Origin of the sequence: Streptomyces ziwulingensis (genome assembly GCF_039542605.1) — a bacterium.
Lineage (GTDB): Bacteria > Actinomycetota > Actinomycetes > Streptomycetales > Streptomycetaceae > Streptomyces > Streptomyces ziwulingensis.
The window spans coordinates 1-18,732 of the sequence record NZ_BAABIG010000095.1 but is presented as its reverse complement, the minus strand read 5'-3'; the positions used below and the strand labels follow the sequence as shown (position 1 = coordinate 18,732).

17 protein-coding genes are annotated in these 18,732 nt (G+C 74.2%); 13 read left to right on the top strand and 4 right to left on the bottom strand.

Features of this window, described 5'->3' with window-relative positions; translation table 11 throughout:
• Positions 1-5: 5 nt before the first annotated feature.
• Positions 6-1,208 carry an amino acid deaminase/aldolase gene (locus tag ABEB00_RS34500; protein WP_345624670.1) on the bottom strand — a complete coding sequence of 401 codons (1,203 nt, stop codon included), beginning with the start codon at positions 1,206-1,208 and terminating at the stop codon, positions 6-8.
• A 980-nt stretch (positions 1,209-2,188) separates the two neighbouring features.
• On the opposite strand from ABEB00_RS34500, the gene ABEB00_RS34495 reads away from it, so the two are divergent.
• Entirely contained in the window at positions 2,189-3,097 is a 909-nt protein-coding gene (locus ABEB00_RS34495; RefSeq protein ID WP_345624669.1) for a hypothetical protein, read from the top strand.
• Positions 3,094-4,275, top strand: coding sequence for a type VII secretion-associated serine protease mycosin (mycP, locus tag ABEB00_RS34490; RefSeq protein WP_345624668.1), 1,182 nt, complete (start codon positions 3,094-3,096; stop codon positions 4,273-4,275). Before ABEB00_RS34495 ends, mycP begins: the two co-directional genes overlap by 4 nt.
• On the opposite strand, the gene ABEB00_RS34485 is transcribed toward mycP, so the two are convergent.
• Positions 4,260-5,351, bottom strand: coding sequence for a serine hydrolase (locus ABEB00_RS34485; RefSeq protein WP_345624667.1), 1,092 nt, complete (start codon positions 5,349-5,351; stop codon positions 4,260-4,262). The two genes, mycP and ABEB00_RS34485, sit on opposite strands and share 16 nt — an antisense overlap.
• A 119-nt stretch (positions 5,352-5,470) precedes the next feature.
• Between ABEB00_RS34485 and ABEB00_RS34480 the strand changes: the two genes are divergently transcribed.
• Positions 5,471-6,199 (top strand): SseB family protein, encoded by a 729-nt coding sequence (locus ABEB00_RS34480; protein ID WP_345624666.1) that lies wholly within the window; start codon positions 5,471-5,473, stop codon positions 6,197-6,199.
• A 34-nt stretch (positions 6,200-6,233) separates the two neighbouring features.
• On the opposite strand, the gene ABEB00_RS34475 is transcribed toward ABEB00_RS34480, so the two are convergent.
• Complete coding sequence (locus ABEB00_RS34475; protein ID WP_345624665.1) at positions 6,234-6,608, bottom strand: DUF1844 domain-containing protein; 375 nt, start codon at positions 6,606-6,608, stop codon at positions 6,234-6,236.
• Between the two features lie 373 nt (positions 6,609-6,981).
• On the opposite strand from ABEB00_RS34475, the gene infC reads away from it, so the two are divergent.
• The 10 genes from infC to ABEB00_RS34425 all read left to right on the top strand — a co-directional run bounded on the left by infC (position 6,982) and on the right by ABEB00_RS34425 (position 18,208).
• Positions 6,982-7,692: a translation initiation factor IF-3 gene (infC, locus tag ABEB00_RS34470; protein ID WP_345624664.1), complete on the top strand. Its 711-nt coding sequence runs from the start codon at positions 6,982-6,984 to the stop codon at positions 7,690-7,692.
• 109 nt (positions 7,693-7,801) lie between these two features.
• Complete coding sequence (gene rpmI, locus ABEB00_RS34465) at positions 7,802-7,996, top strand: 50S ribosomal protein L35 (RefSeq protein ID WP_003977225.1); 195 nt, start codon at positions 7,802-7,804, stop codon at positions 7,994-7,996.
• 101 nt (positions 7,997-8,097) lie between these two features.
• Positions 8,098-8,481 carry a 50S ribosomal protein L20 gene (rplT, locus tag ABEB00_RS34460; RefSeq protein WP_345624663.1) on the top strand — a complete coding sequence of 128 codons (384 nt, stop codon included), beginning with the start codon at positions 8,098-8,100 and terminating at the stop codon, positions 8,479-8,481.
• A 244-nt stretch (positions 8,482-8,725) separates the two neighbouring features.
• Positions 8,726-9,583 carry a TrmH family RNA methyltransferase gene (locus ABEB00_RS34455; protein WP_345624662.1) on the top strand — a complete coding sequence of 286 codons (858 nt, stop codon included), beginning with the start codon at positions 8,726-8,728 and terminating at the stop codon, positions 9,581-9,583.
• A gap of 50 nt (positions 9,584-9,633) precedes the next feature.
• Entirely contained in the window at positions 9,634-10,770 is a 1,137-nt protein-coding gene (locus ABEB00_RS34450; protein WP_345624661.1) for a sensor histidine kinase, read from the top strand.
• 172 nt (positions 10,771-10,942) lie between these two features.
• Complete coding sequence (gene pheS / locus ABEB00_RS34445) at positions 10,943-12,064, top strand: phenylalanine--tRNA ligase subunit alpha (RefSeq protein ID WP_345624660.1); 1,122 nt, start codon at positions 10,943-10,945, stop codon at positions 12,062-12,064.
• The gene (gene pheT, locus ABEB00_RS34440; protein ID WP_345624659.1) at positions 12,064-14,610 is read left to right on the top strand and encodes a phenylalanine--tRNA ligase subunit beta; all 2,547 of its coding nucleotides are present in this window, start codon (positions 12,064-12,066) and stop codon (positions 14,608-14,610) included. The genes pheS and pheT overlap by 1 nt, the downstream gene beginning before the upstream one ends.
• 170 nt (positions 14,611-14,780) lie before the next feature.
• Complete coding sequence (locus ABEB00_RS34435) at positions 14,781-15,866, top strand: PP2C family protein-serine/threonine phosphatase (RefSeq protein ID WP_345624658.1); 1,086 nt, start codon at positions 14,781-14,783, stop codon at positions 15,864-15,866.
• A 311-nt stretch (positions 15,867-16,177) separates the two neighbouring features.
• Positions 16,178-17,518 (top strand): NsdA family TPR-like regulatory protein, encoded by a 1,341-nt coding sequence (locus ABEB00_RS34430; protein WP_345624657.1) that lies wholly within the window; start codon positions 16,178-16,180, stop codon positions 17,516-17,518.
• A gap of 144 nt (positions 17,519-17,662) precedes the next feature.
• Positions 17,663-18,208 carry an NUDIX hydrolase gene (locus ABEB00_RS34425; protein WP_345624656.1) on the top strand — a complete coding sequence of 182 codons (546 nt, stop codon included), beginning with the start codon at positions 17,663-17,665 and terminating at the stop codon, positions 18,206-18,208.
• Between the two features lie 48 nt (positions 18,209-18,256).
• On the opposite strand, the gene ABEB00_RS34420 is transcribed toward ABEB00_RS34425, so the two are convergent.
• Positions 18,257-18,514, bottom strand: a complete 258-nt coding sequence (locus tag ABEB00_RS34420; protein WP_345624655.1) for a hypothetical protein — start codon at positions 18,512-18,514, stop codon at positions 18,257-18,259.
• Positions 18,515-18,732 lie beyond the last annotated feature (218 nt).

Below are 18,732 nucleotides of genomic sequence, written 5' to 3'. Positions count from 1 at the left end.
GGCGCTCAGAGGAAGGTGCGGCCCTCGCCCCGGTACGTCGGGACGGTCGCCGTCACCGCGTCCCCCTCGACCAGGTGCAGCGCCTCGAACCGCTCGCACAGCTCACCGGCCTTGGCGTGCCGGAACCAGACCTTGTCGCCCACCAGCAGGTCGTCGGCGGGGGAGCCGAGCAGCGGCGTCTGCACCTCGCCGGGCCCCTCCTGGCCGTCGTACCGCAGCCCCTCGGGCAGATACGGCACCGGCAGCCGGTCGGGTCCGGCCGCACCCGAGGCCGGGTAGCCGCCGCCGAGCACGGTCACCGCGCCGACGCCCGGCCGCCGGACGACGGGCTGGGCGAAGAGGGCCGCCGGGCGGCCGCGGAAGGACGTGTAGTTGTCGAACAGACGCGGCAGGTAGAGACCGGACCCGGCGGCTATCTCGGTGACCGCGTCCTCCGCCGCCGTGTGCTGCACGCTGCCCGTGCCGCCGCCGTTGACGAACTCCAGATCCGGTACGACGGCCCGCACCGCCCGCACCGCCTCGGCGCGCCGCCCGGCCAGTTCCCGGCGGGCGGTGGCCTGCATCAGCCGTACCGCCCGTGAGCGCAGCGGACGTCCCGCGACCGCGTCGCCGACACCGGCCACATGCCCCTCGTACGCCATGATCCCCACCACCCGGAACCCCGGGCGCCGGGCCACCGCGCGGGCGAGGTCCGCGATCTGGGCGGGGGAGTGCAGCGGCGAACGACGCGCCCCCACCCGCACCCGCCCGCCGAGCAGCTTCAGTGACGTGTCCAACTCCAGGCAGACCCGCACGACTTCACCACCGCCGGCGCGGGCCTCGTCGATGAGCCGGAGCTGCGTGGGGTCGTCCACCATCACGGTCACGGCGGCGGCCAGTTTCGGGTCGGCGGTCAGCTCGGCGAACGCGGCACGGTCCGCCGACGGGTAGGCGAGCAGCACGTCCTCGAACCCCGAGCGCGCCAGCCACAGCGATTCGGCCAGCGTGTACGACATCACGCCCGCGAAACCGTCCCGGGCGAGGACGCGTTCCAGCAGGGCACGGCAGCGTACGGACTTGCTGGCCACCCGCACCGGCTTGCCGCCGGCGCGGCGCACCAGGTCGTCGGCGTTGGCGTCGAACGCCTCCAGGTCCACGATCGCCAGCGGCGCGTCGAGGAGTGCGGTGGCCCGGTCGTAACGGGCCCGGTCGGCGGAGCGCGCAGTCATGTACGCAGCCTGCCAGACACGATTACCGCAGGGTAGGGGGACGTTCCGGGCCAATGCCCCGGGCCTGCGGACTGGTTCCCCTCGGCACCGGCTCACGCCGTAGAGTGACGCGCACGCACGACGGAGACCGCTGTGCGCGGGCCGGGCGCCCGCGCGGGATGGCGGTCCGCCGCTGCGGGTATGTGCCCGGGACGGACCTGTCCGCGCCGGGCCGGGCGGCTGCACACGGCCCGCGGACGACGACGGCCCGGGTACGAGGAAACGGGGGGCGCATGAGCACGGAAGCGCGGCGCGCCTCCATCCCGCCGCCCCCGTCGAACCCCCCTCGGCCCGCTGCCCCGCCCGCCGCCCCCGACTCGACGGCGACCGCACCGCCGTTCCCGCCGCCCCCACCGGCAGCGCCGGCAGGGTCTTCGAGGCACGGTGCCGCGGCCGCGCGCCCGGTCGCCGTGCCGCTGCCCCCGCAGGTCCCGCCGCGCCCGGTGACGCCGCCGCCCCCGGCCGGTACCGGGGCGCAGGAGCGTCCCCCGGCGGCGGCCCGTGCGGGCACGGCCGCCGCACCCCAGGACGACGGCACCCCGCCCCCGCCGCCGCGCGCCTCGGCCCGCTTCCCGGACACTCCACCGATCACGCGCCGCGACCTCCGTGACCCGCGTGACCCGCGTGACCCAGGGCACAACGGGAACAGGGGACACAACGGGAACGGGGCGCAGGGCCGGAACGGGGCGCAGGGCCGGAACGCCGGGTCGCCCTCCGTGCCCCGCCCCCCGGTGGCGCCCCCTCGGCCCGCGTCCCACCCCCCGGCGAGCCCCGCGCCGTCCGGACCCCGCCCCCCGGCGAACCCGCGGTCCCCGTACCCGCCGCCTGGTCGACCGACGGAGCCCTCCGGGCCGGTCGAGACGTTCTCCGAGACGACGAGGCGGCTCAGGCCGGTCCCGCCGGAGACGACGGCCGGGCTCCGGACCGGGCCGGGCGCGCCGGTGTCCCCGCCGGCCGGCTCGCCCCGCCCGGCCGCCCGGCCGGTCGTGCCCGACCCGGCGCTGTCCTGGGGCGAGCCCAACGGCCGGCGGCCCTTCGTCTCGTTCGGCCGGCCCGAGGGGTACGACGAGCGGGCCCGGCCGCGCGCCCTCGGCCGACGGCCGCGTGCCCAGATCGTGGCCGCCACCGTCTGCCTCGTCCTCGGAGCCGGACTCGTCACCGGGGCCGCCACCGGCACCTGGCTCTCCGGTGACTCCGGCGACGGCGGCGCGGACGACTCCTTCGCCGCCGCCGGCGGCCTGTGGCACAACGCGCCGGTCGACCGGCTGTTCCCGCCCACGCTCCAAGGCACCGGTGCCGGTCCCGGCGGCGCCGACCGCACCTGGACCCGCGTCGCGGTCGCCCCGGACAGCGGCTGCGGGCACGCCTTCGACGCCCTGCTGCGCAAGGCGCTCGCCCCCGTCGGCTGCGCCCGCCTGCTCCGCGCCACCTACACCGACGCCACCCGCAGCCACGTCACCACCGTCGGCCTGCTCTTCACCAAGGGCGACGCCGCCGCGATGACCTCGCTGGCCGGCCGGTTCGACAAGGAGGGACTGGGCCGCCGCGCCGACCTCATGCCGCTGCCCTACGCCGCCGAGGGCACCGTCGCCGCCGGCTTCGGCGCGGCCCAGCGCGCCGCCTGGACGGTCTCCGTCCTCACCGACGCCCCCGTCGTCGTCTACGCCGTCTCCGGCTGGGCCGACGCCCGGACCGTCGACGAACCGCAGCCCGCCGAGAACGCCATGGAGACCGGCGCCACCACCGCCCCCGCCCAGGCCGGTCTCGGCCACGAGGCGAAGGGCCTCGCCGACCGCGTCGAACGCGGCCTGCGCAAACATGTCGAACCGGCCACGGAGCAGCCCTCGTGAACGCCACCCCGTCCCGCCGGGCCACCGCCCTCGCGCTGCTCCTCGCCGCCACCGCGGCCCTCGTCCCGGCCACCGCCGCGCACGCCGACGGCATACGCGCCAAGCAGTGGGCGCTGGACGCCCTGCACACCGACGAGGTGTGGCGGACGACCAAGGGCGCCGGCGTCACCGTCGCCGTCCTGGACACCGGCGTCGAGGACGACCACCCGGACCTCACCGGCAACGTCCTCACCGGCAAGGACCTGGTCGGTTTCGGGGCCGAGCGCGGCGAACGGGCCTGGGCCCGGCACGGCACCGCCATGGCCGGGATCATCGCCGGCCACGGACACGGCACCGGCGGCGCCGACGGCGTCCTCGGGGTCGCCCCCGAGGCGAAGATCCTCCCGGTCCGGGTCATCCTGGAGGACGGCGACCCCTCCCGCGCCACGGCCCGCAAGACCCGCGGTGGCGCTCTCGCCGAGGGCATCCGCTGGGCCGCCGACCACGGCGCCGACGTCATCAACCTCTCCCTCGGCGACGACTCCTCCTCCGCCCACCCGGAACCCGGCGAGGACGAGGCCATCCAGTACGCGCTGAAGAAGAACGTCGTCGTCGTCGCCTCGGCCGGCAACGGCGGCGAGAAGGGCGACCACGTCTCCTACCCGGCCGCATATCCCGGGGTGATCGCCGCGACCGCCGTCGACCGCTACGGCACCCGCGCCGCCTTCTCCACCCGCCGCTGGTACGCCACCGTCAGCGCCCCCGGCGTCGACGTGATCATCGCCGACCCCGACCACCGCTACTACGAGGGCTGGGGCACCAGCGCCGCCGCCGCCTTCGTCTCCGGCTCCGTCGCCCTGCTCCGGGCCGCCCGCCCCGGCCTCGCCCCGGCCCAGGTCAAGAGCCTCCTGGAGGACACCGCCCGCGACGCGCCCGCGACCGGCCGCGACGACTCCCGGGGCTTCGGTTTCATCGACCCGGCCGCCGCCGTCGAGGCCGCCGACGGCCTGGAACCGCAGGGGCTGAAGCCGGCGGCGTACGGCGACGAGTACTTCGGCGCCGGACCCGACGCCGACACCTCCGGCGGGTCCGGCGCGGTCTGGGCGGCGGCGCTCGCGGGCGGCGCCGGAACGGTCCTGCTCGCCGCCGCCGTGACGGTCTGGCGCCGACGCTCCCGCTCCCGCTACGACACCTTCTGAGCCTCGTCCGGCCGACGCCCGGACACCACACCGCCGCCCCTCACCTCCGTGCCCGCCACATCAGTCGAGCCCGTCGAGCCCGTCGAGCCCGCCGTGTCCGTCGCGAACACCGACACCGCCGCCTTCGCCGCCGCCTCCACCAGCGAGATCCCGTCCGCCTGCGTCGCGTTGCCGCCCGACAACGTGACCACCAGCAGAGCGCGGCCGTCCGCGGTCACCCGCCCGATGCTGTTGATCACCCACAGCCCGGTGGTGCTCCGCGCCAGCCAGCCGTTCTTCAGCCCGGCCGCCGATCCCGCCGCCGACACCCCCCAGTCCTGACCGTCCGCGATCCGCGCCATCAGCCCCTTGAGATACGACCGCGAGGCCGCGTCCAGCTCCGAGTCCTCCTCGAAGACCTGGCGCAGCAGCACCAGTTGATCGGCGGCGGTCGTCCGGGTCAGTCCCCACAGGGCACCGCTCCCGCCCTCCGTCCCCGTCAGCCCGAACCGCTCGTTGGCGGCCGCCAGCCCCGCCGCCCGCCCGATCGTCCGCCACAGGGCTGAGGCGGCGTCGTTGTCACTCTTCTCGATCATGGCGGTGGCGTACGTCCGCTCCGCCGTGGTCAGCGACCGCCCCGCGTCCTGCGCCTGGAGCAGCAGCGCCGCCAGGATGTCGACCTTGACGATGCTCGCCGTGTCGAAGGCGCCCTCGCCGTACCCGGCGCTCTCACCGCTCTCCTCGTCCAGCACCGCGACCGACAACTCGGCGCCGTCCGCCACCGGCACCGCCGCCATCGCGTCCGCCAGCAGCGCGTCGCGGTCCATGACCGGTTCCACCGATGCCTCCCCGTCACCCGAAGCCGAACCCGAACCCGAACCCGAATCCGGACCGGGACCCGAAGCCGAAGCCGAAGCCGAGGCCGAAGCCGACGATACGGCTCGGCCCGCCGCCGTCCCCGCTCCCGCCCCGGCCTGCCCCCGCACGTACACCGCCCCGGTGACCGTCCCGCACACGACCGCCAACGCGACGGCGGCCGCCCACACCGGCGCGCGCCGCCGGGCGCGTCGGCCTCGCCGGGCTCCGGAATCTCCCATGCCCGCGATGGTCCGGGCCGTGCCTGAGTGCCCCGTTTCAACGAGGTCAGAAACGGGTGAAAGGTTCCTGAGAGGCCGCTGAGGAAAAGGCCGTCCGGCCCCCGATAGGGTCGGGGACCGTGGCGAACAAGAACATCCCGGACCCCGGCTTCTCCGACGACGACGGCTCCGCCGACCCCCGGCTGAGCACCGCGCTCGCCGCCTGGGCCGAGGACCGCACCGCCCTGGCACCGGTACTGGAGGCGCTCAGGGGCGCCCGGCTGCTGGTCCCCGTCGTCGCCGTCCTCGGAGAGGCCGAGGAGGACGAGCACGGGCTGCGCCGCGAGAAGACCAGCGACATGGCGGTGCCCACCCTCAAGGCCGGCGGCCGGACCGCGCTGCCCGCCTTCACCTCCACCGACTCGCTCGCCCGCTGGGACCCCGCGGCCCGCCCCGTCGCCGTACCCCTGCACCAGGCGCTCCGGGCCGCCGCGCACGAGAAGGCGGACACGGTGGTGCTGGACCTGGCCGGGCCGGTCGCCTTCGAGCTGACCGGGGCCGCGCTGCTGGCCCTCGCCGAGGGACGGACCAGCGCCGACCCGCTCGCCGACCCGGCCGTCGTCGCGGCGGTGCGCTCCGCCGTGGCCGCCGAGCCCGCCGTCCTGCGCGCCCACCTCGGTCCGGGAGCGGCCGACGGCACCCTCGCCCTGGTCCTCGACCCGGCGGCGGCCCCCGCCGAAGCGGCTCAGGCCGTCGCCGGGCGGCTCGCCGCCGACGAGACGCTGAGGGCCCGCCTGGTGCGCGGCCTCGACCTGGCACTGCTGCCGGCCGGGGCGACGCCACCGGGCGAGCCCTTGTACGTGCGGTGACCCGAGGAAGAGGAGGAAGCGGGGGGGGGGCGGGTCAGCCGTAGACGGCGCCCGTGTACTTCTCGCCCGGACCCTGGCCCGGGCCGTCGGGGACCAGGGACGCCTCACGGAACGCGAGCTGGAGCGACTTCAGGCCGTCGCGCAGCGGCGCCGCGTGGAAGGAGCTGATCTCGGTCGCGCTCGCGTCCAGCAGACCGGCCAGCGCGTGCACCAGCTTGCGCGCCTCGTCCAGGTCCTTGTGCTCCTCGCCCTCCTCGGTCAGACCGAGCTTCACGGCCGCGGCGCTCATCAGGTTGACGGCGACCGTCACGATCACCTCGACCGCCGGGACCTCGGCGATGTCGCGGGCCATGGCGTCGAAATCGGGGTTCTCGGAACTCTCGGTGTGCTCGGGAGGGGTCTCACTCATGCCGCACACGATAGAACCCCCCCGGGTGCCCTCTTGACAGCAGGAGGGCGGACGGCGCCGGGTTCGCGCCCCCTTCGCGGAACTGCTAACCTTGAGGCACGACCGGTCGGATCCGCATGTCTCACGGCAGCGCGTCCGGCCCACAAGTGGAGGCTTCGAACTCCCACCTGACCGTCCTCCGGGACGGCGGGTCACCGGTCAGGCGGTCCCGCTGCGGCGGCGACCCGCCCGAGTTCGCGCCCCGCGGTCATCGCGACGGTGCTCCGGTAGTAGTTCGAGGAGCCCCGCCTGTGACCGTCCGGGGCATTTTTGTTGCGCCGGCGCGGTTAGGTCCCACGTACAGAGACGTTACGCGGCTGCCCCCCAGGCAGTCGTGTGGTGCTACCGAGGAGGATCCATCAGCGCCGAGCCCCGCATCAACGACCGGATTCGCGTTCCCGAGGTGCGACTTGTCGGTCCCAGCGGCGAGCAGGTCGGGATTGTCCCGCTTGCCAAGGCCCTGGAGCTCGCACAGGAGTACGACCTCGATCTCGTCGAGGTCGCGGCGACCGCCCGTCCGCCCGTGTGCAAGCTCATGGACTACGGGAAGTTCAAGTACGAGTCGGCCATGAAGGCCCGTGAGGCGCGCAAGAACCAGGCGCACACGGTCATCAAGGAGATGAAGCTCCGGCCGAAGATCGACCCGCACGACTATGACACCAAGAAGGGTCACGTCGTCCGGTTCCTCAAGCAGGGCGACAAGGTCAAGATCACGATCATGTTCCGTGGTCGCGAGCAGTCCCGGCCCGAGCTGGGCTACCGACTGCTGCAGCGCCTCGCGGAGGACGTGGCCGACCTCGGGTTCGTGGAGTCGAACCCGAAGCAGGACGGCCGAAACATGATCATGGTCCTCGGTCCGCACAAGAAGAAGACCGAGGCGATGGCCGAGGCCCGTCAGGCGCAGGAGGCCCGCAAGGCCGAAGCGAAGGCCAACCCGGGCCGTTCGCAGAACGCCGCGGACTCCGACTCCGTGAACGCGGACGACGATCTGGATGCGGATGTGGTCGACGCCGAGGCGCCGGCCCAGGCTCCTGCCGAGGCGTGACCCCTGGGACGTGAGTCCCGGGACGTAATCGAAACAAGAGCGACGTTCCACCGTGCCCGGTTCTCACGACCGGGCACCGGAGCGCCATCGACGAGGAGAGAACGGCGCTATGCCGAAGAACAAGTCGCACAGCGGTGCCAGCAAGCGCTTCAAGATCACCGGCTCCGGCAAGGTGCTCCGCGAGCGCGCCGGCAAGCGCCACCTGCTCGAGCACAAGTCGTCCCGTGTGACGCGTCGCCTCACCGGCAACGCCGAGATGGCCCCGGGCGACGCCGCGAAGATCAAGAAGCTTCTCGGCAAGTGACGTCCCGGCGCTCGCACCGAGCGCCGTACGTCAGGACCGGGACCCCATCGATTCCGGGCCGCGTGAGGAACCACCGCGGCCCCGCTGCAAGGAGTTAACAAGTGGCACGCGTCAAGCGGGCAGTCAACGCCCACAAGAAGCGCCGGGCGATCCTCGAGCAGGCCTCCGGCTACCGCGGTCAGCGTTCGCGCCTGTACCGCAAGGCCAAGGAGCAGGTCACCCACTCGCTGGTCTACAACTACAACGACCGCAAGAAGCGCAAGGGTGACTTCCGCCAGCTCTGGATCCAGCGCATCAACGCGGCTGCCCGCGCCAACGGCATCACGTACAACCGCTTCATCCAGGGACTGAAGGCCGCCAACATCGAGGTGGACCGCAAGATCCTGGCCGAGCTGGCCGTCAACGACGCCGGCGCGTTCACCGCGCTCGTCGAGGCCGCTCAGAAGGCGCTGCCGAGTGACGTGAACGCGCCCAAGGCCGCGTGACACTTCGCCGGCTCCAGGCTGACGTGACCGGACCCGCAGGTACTGATGCCTGCGGGTTCTGTCGTTGCCGCGCCCGGCCCGCCGCGTGTCGCCGGGCCCGGTCCGTCGCGTGGCGCCGCGTCCGGCCCGTAGCGTCGGCGCGGGCTCGACGGGCTGAGCGCACCCGCGCGGTGGAGCCGCATGCCGATGGCGGAGCCGCATGCCGATACCGCCCCGCGCCCCTAGTTTCCCGAAGGTACGTCGCATGGTTGCTGTCCCCGAGCTGATCTCCCCCCGCTCCCCCCGCGTGCTGGCCGCGCGGCGGCTGGCCAAGCGGAACTTCCGCGGCAAGGAGCGGCTCTTCCTGGCCGAGGGGCCGCAGGCCGTGCGGGAGGCCGCCGCGCACCGCAGCGGCGGCGCGGCCACGCTCGTGGAACTGTTCGCCACCGTCGAGGCCGCCGAGCGCTACGCCGACATCGTCGGTGCCGCCCGCGCCGCCGGCGCCCGCGTCCACCTCGCCGCCGAACAGGTCATCGAGGACATCTCCACCACCGTCACCCCGCAGGGCCTGGTCGGCACCTGCCGGTTCCTGGACACCCCCTTCGAGGAGATCCTCGCCGCCCGGCCCCGGCTGGTCGCGGTCCTCGCCCACGTCAGGGACCCCGGCAACGCCGGCACCGTGCTGCGCTGCGCCGATGCCGCCGGAGCCGAGGCGGTCGTCCTCACCGACGCCTCCGTCGACCTCTACAACCCGAAAGCCGTGCGGGCCTCCGTCGGTTCCCTCTTCCACCTGCCCGTCGCCGTGCACGTTCCCGTCGAGAGCGCCGTGGACGGACTGCGGGACGCCGGGGTGCGCATCCTCGCCGCCGACGGCGCGGGCGCCGAGGACCTCGACGCCGAGCTGGACCACGGCACCATGGGCGGACCGACCGCCTGGGTCTTCGGCAACGAGGCGTGGGGGCTGCCCGCCGAGACCCGCGCCCTCGCCGACGCCGTCGTCCGCGTCCCCATCCACGGCCGGGCCGAAAGTCTGAACCTGGCGACCGCCGCCGCCGTATGTCTCTACGCGTCGGCCCGTGCACAGCGCGCCGCCGGAGGGTGCCGCTCCGTCACCGAGAGCTAGTAGGGTGACCAACTCGGCACCCCTGCACGGTCGAGAGGTGGGGTACGGGGATGAGCGTCGGCACGAGCAGCGCACCGGGAGCATGCCAGGCCGGGTGGCCGCCCGTGCCCCGGCCCGGTGACGCCGCCGGTCTCGGTGTCGGACCCGACGACCTGCCCGACGGCCTGGTCGTCGCCGACGAGCACGGCCGGGTGATCAGCTTCAACACCGCCGCCGAGCGCATCACCGCCCGCCGCGCCGCCGACGCCCTCGGCCAGCGCCTGGAGACGGCGCTCCCGCTGGAGGACCTGGAAGGCCGCCGCTGGTGGCAGCTCACCGACCCCTGGGGCGGCCTCGCCATCCGGGTCGGCCAGCCCGAGCGGAACCTGCTCCTGCCCGGCGGCCGAGAGGTCCTGGTCTCCGCACGGTACGTGCGCAGCCGCCCCACCGGCCCGGTCCGCCGCGTCGTCGTCACCCTGCGCGACACCGAGGCCCGCCGCCGCACCGAGCGCAGCCACGCCGAGCTGATCGCCACCGTCGCCCACGAGCTGCGCTCCCCGCTCACCTCCGTCAAGGGCTTCACCGCCACACTGCTCGCCAAGTGGGAGCGGTTCACCGACGACCAGAAGCGGCTGATGCTGGAGACGGTCGACGCCGACGCCGACCGGGTCACCCGGCTCATCGCCGAACTGCTCGACATCTCCCGCATCGACTCCGGCCGGCTGGAGGTCCGCCGCCAGCCCGTCGACCTCGGCGCCGCCGTCGGCCGCCACATCCAGGCGTACGTCGCCGCAGGCCAGAGCGCCGACCGCTTCCTGCTCCGGCTCGGCCGGCCGCTGCCCGACCTGTGGGCCGACCCCGACAAGGTCGACCAGGTGCTCAGCAACCTCATCGAAAACGCCGTGCGCCACGGCGCGGGAACCGTCACCATCGACATCACGCCCTCGGCGTCCCCCCGCGAAGGGGAGGACACCGGCACGTCGGTCACGGTGAGCGACGAGGGGCCCGGCATCCCGGAGGAGTCCATGAACCGCGTCTTCACCCGCTTCTGGCGGGGCAGCAAGCGCGGCGGCACCGGCCTCGGGCTGTACATCGTCAAGGGAATCGTCGAGGCCCACGGCGGCACCATCACCGTCGGCCGGGCGCCCGGCGGTGGCGCCGAGTTCCGATTTACGCTGCCCGTGGCGGCCCCGGCGTACCTCGCCTGAAGGCCCCGCGGGCGCATCCGCGTTCCCTCGCCCCGTTAGACTCGGCCTCTGGCACCTTTGTGTCCTGCCCACGGCGCGCACCCAGCGCACACGCAGGTGAACAACCAGGTGACGAGCCTGGTGCCAAGCCGTGACGGGGACGTCAGCCAGCCAATCGGAAGCACGGGAAGAGATGTCGGCACCGAATAAGTCGTACGACCCTGTCGAGGTCGAGGCGTTGAAACCGGAAGAGATCGAGCGCATGCGGGACGAGGCGCTCGCCGCCTTCGCCGCGGCGGACTCCCTCGACGCGCTCCAGGAGGCCAAGGTCGCCCACACCGGCGGCACCTCCCCGCTGGCCCTCGCCAACCGCGAGATCGGTGCGCTGCCCCCGCAGGCCAAGGCCGCCGCCGGAAAGCTGGTCGGCCAGGCCCGCGGCGCGGTGAACAAGGGCCTCGCCGCCCGCCAGGGCGAACTGGAGGCCGAGCGCGACGCGCGGGTACTGGTCGAGGAGGCGGTGGACGTCACCCTGCCCCACGACCGCGTACCGGCCGGCGCCCGCCACCCGCTGACCACGCTCTCCGAGCGCATCGAGGACGTCTTCGTCGCCATGGGCTACGAGGTCGCCGAGGGCCCCGAGGCCGAGGCCGAGTGGTTCAACTTCGACGCCCTGAACATCGGCCCCGACCACCCGGCCCGCGGCGAGGCGGACACCTTCTTCGTCCAGGGCCCCCAGGGCGGCACCGAGTCCGGCGTCGTGCTGCGCACCCACACCTCGCCCGTGCAGATCCGCTCCCTGCTCGGCCGCGGCGTGCCGGTCTACGTGATCTGCCCCGGCCGGGTGTACCGCACCGACGAGCTGGACGCCACGCACACCCCGGTCTTCCACCAGGTCGAGCTGCTCGCGGTCGACGAGGGCCTGACCATGGCCGACCTCAAGGGCACCCTGGACCACATGGTCCAGTCCCTGTTCGGCGCGGGCATGAAGACCCGGCTGCGGCCCAACTTCTTCCCCTTCACCGAGCCGAGCGCCGAGATGGACATGCTCTGCTACGTGTGCAAGGGCGCCTCCGTCGGCAACCCCGACCGGCCCTGCCGCACCTGCTCCAGCGAGGGCTGGATCGAGCTGGGCGGCTGCGGCATGGTCAACCCCAAGGTGCTGACCGCCTGCGGCGTCGACCCCGAGCGGTACAGCGGGTTCGCCTTCGGGTTCGGCATCGAGCGGATGCTGATGTTCCGCCACCACGTGGAAGACATGCGAGACATGGTCGAGGGTGACATCCGGTTCACCCGGCCGTTCGGGATGGAGATCTGATGCGGGTCCCGCTTTCCTGGCTGCGGGAGTACGTCGACCTCCCCGCCACCCAGACCGGCCGCGACGTGCAGGCCAAACTGATCTCGGCGGGCCTTGAGGTCGAGACCGTCGAGCACCTCGGCGCCGACCTCAAGGGCCCCCTGGTCGTCGGCCAGGTGCTGACCATCGAGGAACTGGAGGGCTTCAAGAAGCCCATCCGCTTCTGCACCGTCGACGTCGGACAGGCCAACGGCACCGGCGAACCGCAGGAGATCGTCTGCGGCGCCCGCAACTTCCGGGCCGGTGACAAGGTCGTCGTGGTCCTGCCCGGCGCCACCCTGCCGGGCGGCTTCTCGATCTCCGCCCGCAAGACCTACGGCAAGACCTCCCACGGCATGATCTGCTCCGCCGACGAGCTGGGCATGGGTGACTGGGGGTCCCCCCGGACGGAGTCCGGGGGGGGCGGCCACGGCATCATCGTGCTGCCGCCGGAGACCGAGGTCGGCAGGGACGCCGTCGAGCTGCTGGAGCTGGTCGACGAGGTCCTCGACATCGCCGTCACCGCCAACCGCGGCGACTGCCTGTCGATCCGCGGCGTCGCCCGCGAGACCGCCATCGCCTACGGCCTGCCGCTGCGCGACCCGGCGCTGCTCGACGTCCCCGGCCCGAACGCCTACGGCTACCCGGTGAAGATCGCCGACCCGTCCGGCTGCGACCGCTTCACCGCCCGCACGGTGACCGGCCTGAGCCCCGAGGCGCGCTCCCCGATCTGGCTCCGGCGCCGGCTGCAGAAGGTCGGCATGCGCCCGGTCTCGCTCGCCGTCGACGTCACCAACTACGTGATGACGGAGCTGGGCCAGCCCCTGCACGCCTACGACCGCGGCCTGGTCCAGGGCACCATCGGCGTGCGCCGCGCGGAGCCGGGCGAGAAGCTCACCACCCTCGACGGCGTCCAGCGCACCCTGGCCGCCGAGGACCTGGTGATCACCGACGAGCGCGGCCCGATCGGCCTCGCGGGCGTCATGGGCGGCGCCGACACCGAGATCGCCGACCACGACGACGACCCGGACGCGCACGCCACGAGCGACGTGGTCATCGAGGCCGCCCACTTCGACGCGGTCTCCGTCGCGCGCACGGCCCGCCGCCACAAGCTCTCCTCGGAGGCGTCCCGCCGCTTCGAGCGCGGCGTCGACCCGCAGGCCGCGGCCGCCGCCGCCCAGCGGACCGTCGACCTGCTGGTGCTGCTCGCGGGCGGCACCGCCGAGGCCGGCGTCACCGAGATCAGCGCCCCGCACGCCCCGCACACCGTCACGCTCCCCGCCGACCACCCGGACCGGGTCGCGGGCGTCCGCTACGGCCGCGAGACCGTCGTACGCCGCCTCCAGGAGGTCGGCTGCGACGTGTACGGGCAGGACGAGCTGCTGGTCACCGTGCCGTCCTGGCGGCCCGACCTCACCGCCCCGAACGACCTGGCCGAAGAGGTCATCCGCCTGGAGGGCTACGAGAACCTGCCCGCCACGCTGCCCAAGCCGCCCTCGGGGCGCGGGCTCAGCGGGCGTCAGCGGCTGCACCGCCGGGTCGGCCGCGCGCTGGCCGGCGCCGGTTTCGTCGAGGCGCCGAACTACCCGTTCGTCAGCGAGCAGGTCTTCGACCAGCTCGGCCTGGCGGCCGACGACCCGGCCCGCCGGGTGGTCAAGCTGGTCAACCCGCTCAGCGACGAGGAGCCCGCGCTGCGGACCTCGCTGCTGCCGGGACTGCTCGGCGCGCTGCGCCGCAACGACGGCCGCGGCAGCCACGACCTGGCCCTGTACGAGACCGGCCTGGTGTTCCACCCGCGCCGGGAGCGGCGGCCCGCCGCCGCCCTGCCCGTCGACCGGCGCCCCAGCGAGGCGGACCTCGCCGCGCTGGACGCCGCGCTGCCCGACCAGCCCCGGCACGTCGCCGTCGTGCTGGCCGGCGCCCGCGAGCAGACCGGCTGGTGGGGCAAGGGCCGTCCGGCCGACTGGGCCGACGCGGTCGAGGCCGCCCGGACCGTCGCCCGCGAGGCCGGCGCCGAACTGGGCGTCCGCAAGGGCCAGTACGGGCCCTGGCACCCGGGCCGCTGCGCCGAACTGACCCTCGATGTCGACGGCACCGAGCGGATCGTCGGCCACGCCGGCGAACTGCACCCCCGGGTCGTGAAGACCCTGGGCCTGCCCGCGCGTACCTGCGCGATGGAGCTGGACCTCGACATCCTCCAGCGGGTCGGCGACGACATCCCGCAGGCGCCGTCCATCTCCACCTTCCCGGTCGCCACCCAGGACGTCGCGCTGGTCGTCGACGCGTTCGTCCCGGCGGCGGACGTCGAGGCCGCGCTGCGCGAGGGCGCGGGCGAACTGCTGGAAGCCATCCGGCTCTTCGACGTGTACGACAACGCCGAGCAGCTCGGCGAGGGACGCAGGTCCCTGGCCTACGCGCTGCGGTTCCGCGCCGCCGACCGGACGCTGACCGTCGACGAGGCATCGGCGGCCCGGGACGCGGCGGTCGCGCTCGCGGGCGAGCGCACCGGGGCGGTGCTGCGGAGCTAGGACGGACACGCCGCCGAGTCGGGCGGGGCACGCCCCCGGTCACCTCGCTTCACTCGTGAGAGTGAGAACCACGGATGATCTGGTCCTGGCGGGCCAGTCGGTCGACAGAATCGGACCGGCCTTTCGGGGCCGGTCCGCGCTGTACGGACCCGACTGGGGGGCCAACGGGGATGATCCGTAAGAGGGCCGGGCTGTCCGGCAGGCCACGACCGGGGGAGCACGTCCGCCCCTCCTCCCACCCGCGCGGACGCCCGCTGCGCCGGGCGCTCGCACGGGGGCTGCCCACCGTCTGGGGCGCCACCGCCATCACCTACAAGCTGGCGTGTCCGCTGGCCCAGCAGAGCGGGCTGGGCGCCCGGATCGTCAGCAGCGCCGTCTTCTTCGCGGTCGGCACCGGGCTGGTCTTCCACGCCAGGCGCCGGCTGCTGCGCGAGCTGCGCAGGGTACGACGGGTCGCGGACGCCGCCCAGAGCGTGCTGCTGCGCCCGCCGCCGCGGATCGAGGGCCTCGACGTGGCCGCGGTCCAGCTCTCCGCCGACCGGGGCGCCGCGATCGGCGGCGACCTGTACGAGGCGGTCGGCACCGAGTACGGCGTACGGGTCGTGATGGGCGACGCGCGGGGCCACGGACTCGCGGCCCTGGGGACGGCCGCCGTCGTCCTCGGCAGCTTCCGGGAGGCGGTGCACGACGAACCCGGACTCGACGGTGTGGCCCGCCGCCTCGACCGTGCCCTCGCCCGCCACCTGCGCGCCCGCGCGGGCGACGACACGGCCGCCGAGGAGTTCGTCACCGTCCTGGTGCTGGAGATCCGCGCGGACGGCGAACTGCGCGCCCTGAACTGCGGTCATCCCTGGCCCTACTTGATCAGCGGCAGCAGGATCCGCCCGCTGGCCCGCGCCGACCCGCTGCCGCCGCTCGGCCTCTTCCCGCTCCCCGACGAACCGCCGGTCGAGGAGTGCGGGCACCTGCTGCCGGGCGAGGCGCTCCTGCTCCACACGGACGGCGCCGAGGACGCCCGCGACCCGCGGGGCCGCTTCTTCCCGCTCGCGGACGCGGTGACCGAGGCCGTGCGCGATCCCACGCTCCCCCCGGCCGCCGTGCTCCACCGTCTCCTCGCCGCACTCGGACAGCACACCCGCGGCGTCGTGACGGACGACATCGCCCTTCTGATGCTGCGCGACGGCAGCCTGCCCGTCGGGGCGCGGGGAACGCCGCGGCCGGCCACGACGGCGCCGCACCCGACCACACACCCCTGACCCCGCACCCCGCCGGTGAGCCCCCGGCGCGCACCCGCACCCGGGCCGGCGGCGCCGTCCGCCCCGCCACGGAGTGTCGGGCAGACGGCCGGGCGGACGGCGCGGTGTCCGGGCCGCCGCACTGCGCGAGGGGGAGCCGACGGCCCGGCCGGCCTCTTGCGAGGCACCTCAGTCAACCCGGCCCGCAACCCTCCGCGACAGCGCGCACACGCTGCGGATCCGCGCACTCGGTTCACACCCCGTGTGCGGACCCGCACACAGCGGAGGCAGACCTACTACTCTCTAGGACATCGAGCCTCCGGGGGCATCCCATGCAGCCCAACACCCTCCTCGACGCGATCCTGGACGAGGCCGGCATCTCGCACGCGGGACTGGCCGCCCACGTCAACCAGGCGGGCCGGACGCGCGGCCTGAAGCTCAGGTACGAGCACACCGCCGTCGCCCGCTGGCTGAAGGGACAGCGCCCGCGCGGCCAGGTCCCCGACCTGATCTGCGAGGTGCTCGCCACCCGGCTCCGGCGGCCGGTCACCCTCGACGACATCGGCCTCGGCGTGCACGGCGAACCGGCCGCCTCGCCCACCGGTTCCCTCTCCGGCTTCGTGGAGCGCGCCACCGCCCTGTGGCGCTCCGACCAGCAGCGGCGCCCGCACCTCATGGAGGCCCCCGCGGTCACCGGCACCCCGGCGGTGATGCCCGTCTGGGAGTGGGAGAACCCGCCCGAGGACGGCGACGTCTCCCGGGGCGGCCGGCGCCGGGTGACCCAGGCCGACCTGGAGCTGCTGCGCTCGGCCCGCGCCCACTACGAGCAGATGTACCGCAAGGCCGGCGGCGTCGCGACCCGCTCCCGGATCGTCGGCTTCCTCAACGCCGAGGCCGCCCCGCTGCTGCGCGGCAGCTACACCGACGCCACCGGCCGCCAGCTCCACCGCGCCACCGGCGGCCTCGTGTCGGTGGCGGGCATCTGCGCCTACGACTCCGACGCGCACGGCCTGGCCCAGCGCTACTTCCACCAGGCCCTGCGGCTGGCGAAGGCCAGCGGCGACCGGGGGCTCGGCGCGTACGTCATCGCGCTCCTGGTCAACCAGGCGCTGTACGTGCGGGAGTACCGCCAGGCCGTCGCCTTCGCCGAGGCCGCGCTGCGGACCGCCGGCCGGCACATCACCCCGGCGCTCGCCTCCGACCTGTACGCGATGCAGGCGAAGGCGTACGCCCACCTCGGCGACGGCACGAGCGCCCTGTCCTGCATCCGGCGGGCCGAGCAGGCCGCCGACCGCATCCGGCGCGGGTACGAGCCCGACGAGACCGGCTATGTGCAGCCGGGGCTGGTCAACGTCCAGGTGGCGGAGGCGCTGCTCAGCCTCGGTGAGGTGGCGGCGGCGGCCGAGCACGCCGCGGCGGCCGTCGACACCCCCGCCCACGACCGGGGCCGGGTGCACCGCCTCGCCATGCTCAGCACCATCGAGCTGCGCCAGGGCAACGCCGACAAGGCGGTGGTGACAGCCGTGCAGATGGCCGAACAGGCCCGCGGCATGGAGTCCCAGCGGCTGCGCGACAGACTCCGCGCGGTGCGCGAGCACCTCATACGCAGCGGCTGTGCGGGCACCACCGAGGCCGCCGCGCTCATCGACGGGGCACTGCGCGTACCGCTGTGACCCCCCTGCACCGCCCACCGCCCCGCGTGCCGCACTGACCGGGCCTCTGCGCCCGGCACTGCGTCGCACGCGGTCCCCGTGCGCCTGCTGCCGGACGGTTCCGGCTGCGATATTGCCACCTACTCAGAGAAAGGTGGCAGAACCGTGCAGTGGACGAAACAGAACGAACAAACTGTGTATGAAAACCGCTGGTTCAGCGTCAACCTCGCGGATGTCGAGTTGCCGGACGGCCGGCACCTCGACCACTTCCTGCTCCGGCTGCGGCCCGTCGCCGTGGCCACGGTGGTGAACGACGCGGGCGAGGTGCTCCTGCTCTGGCGCCACCGTTTCATCACCGGGAGCTGGGGCTGGGAACTCGCGGCGGGGGTCGTCGAGGACGGCGAGGACATCGTGGTCGCGGCGGCCAGGGAACTGGAGGAGGAAACCGGCTGGCGGCCGGGGCCGCTGCGCCACCTCATGAGCGTGGAGCCGTCCAACGGCCTCACCGACGCCCGGCACCACATCTACTGGGCGGACGAGGGGGAGTACACCGGGCACCCGGTGGACGACTTCGAGTCCGACCGCCGGGAGTGGGTGTCGCTCAAGCTCGTCCCCGACATGGTCGCCCGCGGGGAGGTGCCGGCCGCCAACATGGCGGCGGCCCTGCTGCTGCTGCACCACCTCCGGCTCGGGCAGGACACCTTGCCCTGATCCCCCCCCCAGGTGAAGGACAGCAGGTGACCGGCGGAAGGCGGCCGGCTACCGGCCGAACGCCTGCCAGAGCACCACGACGAGCGCGCCCACGGCCGTCACGGCCGCGATCGACGGCAGCGGCCAGCGGGTGTGTTCCAGGGTGACGAGGCGGGTGCTCAGCTCGTCCAGTTCCTTCACGGTCTCCTCGGTGCGGTGACTGAGCAGGGTCAGTCCGCCTTCGACGCGGGCGTAGGCGACGTCGAGGCGGCGTCGTAACTCTGCGAGGTCTCCGTTGACGACCGGATGCTCGGGATCGGCGGTCACGAGTCCGCTCCTTTCGTGGCGTGGTCGGGTCGGTCGATTACATGTCCATGGCGAGTCAACCCCCGCACCGGACCGCCGGGGAGCGTGTGCGCGGGGCATATGCGAGCCCGGGGCGCACACGGTGTGTGAATGCCGCGGGCCCGGCATCTCTCCCAGGTGCCGGGCCCGTGCGGTGGTACGCAGGTCAGCCGTAGGTGTAGAAACCCGAGCCGCTCTTG

What these genes read in the sequence shown, in the direction of transcription:
- ABEB00_RS34500 (WP_345624670.1), bottom strand. Translation starts at nt 1,208, where the DNA reads ATGACTGCGCGCTCCGCCGACCGGGCCCGTTACGACCGGGCCACCGCA.
- ABEB00_RS34485 (WP_345624667.1), bottom strand. Translation starts at nt 5,351, where the DNA reads ATGGGAGATTCCGGAGCCCGGCGAGGCCGACGCGCCCGGCGGCGCGCG.
- ABEB00_RS34475 (WP_345624665.1), bottom strand. Translation starts at nt 6,608, where the DNA reads ATGAGTGAGACCCCTCCCGAGCACACCGAGAGTTCCGAGAACCCCGAT.
- rpmI (WP_003977225.1), top strand. Translation starts at nt 7,802, where the DNA reads ATGCCGAAGAACAAGTCGCACAGCGGTGCCAGCAAGCGCTTCAAGATC.
- ABEB00_RS34455 (WP_345624662.1), top strand. Translation starts at nt 8,726, where the DNA reads ATGGTTGCTGTCCCCGAGCTGATCTCCCCCCGCTCCCCCCGCGTGCTG.
- ABEB00_RS34450 (WP_345624661.1), top strand. Translation starts at nt 9,634, where the DNA reads ATGAGCGTCGGCACGAGCAGCGCACCGGGAGCATGCCAGGCCGGGTGG.
- pheS (WP_345624660.1), top strand. Translation starts at nt 10,943, where the DNA reads ATGTCGGCACCGAATAAGTCGTACGACCCTGTCGAGGTCGAGGCGTTG.
- pheT (WP_345624659.1), top strand. Translation starts at nt 12,064, where the DNA reads ATGCGGGTCCCGCTTTCCTGGCTGCGGGAGTACGTCGACCTCCCCGCC.
- ABEB00_RS34435 (WP_345624658.1), top strand. Translation starts at nt 14,781, where the DNA reads ATGATCCGTAAGAGGGCCGGGCTGTCCGGCAGGCCACGACCGGGGGAG.
- ABEB00_RS34430 (WP_345624657.1), top strand. Translation starts at nt 16,178, where the DNA reads ATGCAGCCCAACACCCTCCTCGACGCGATCCTGGACGAGGCCGGCATC.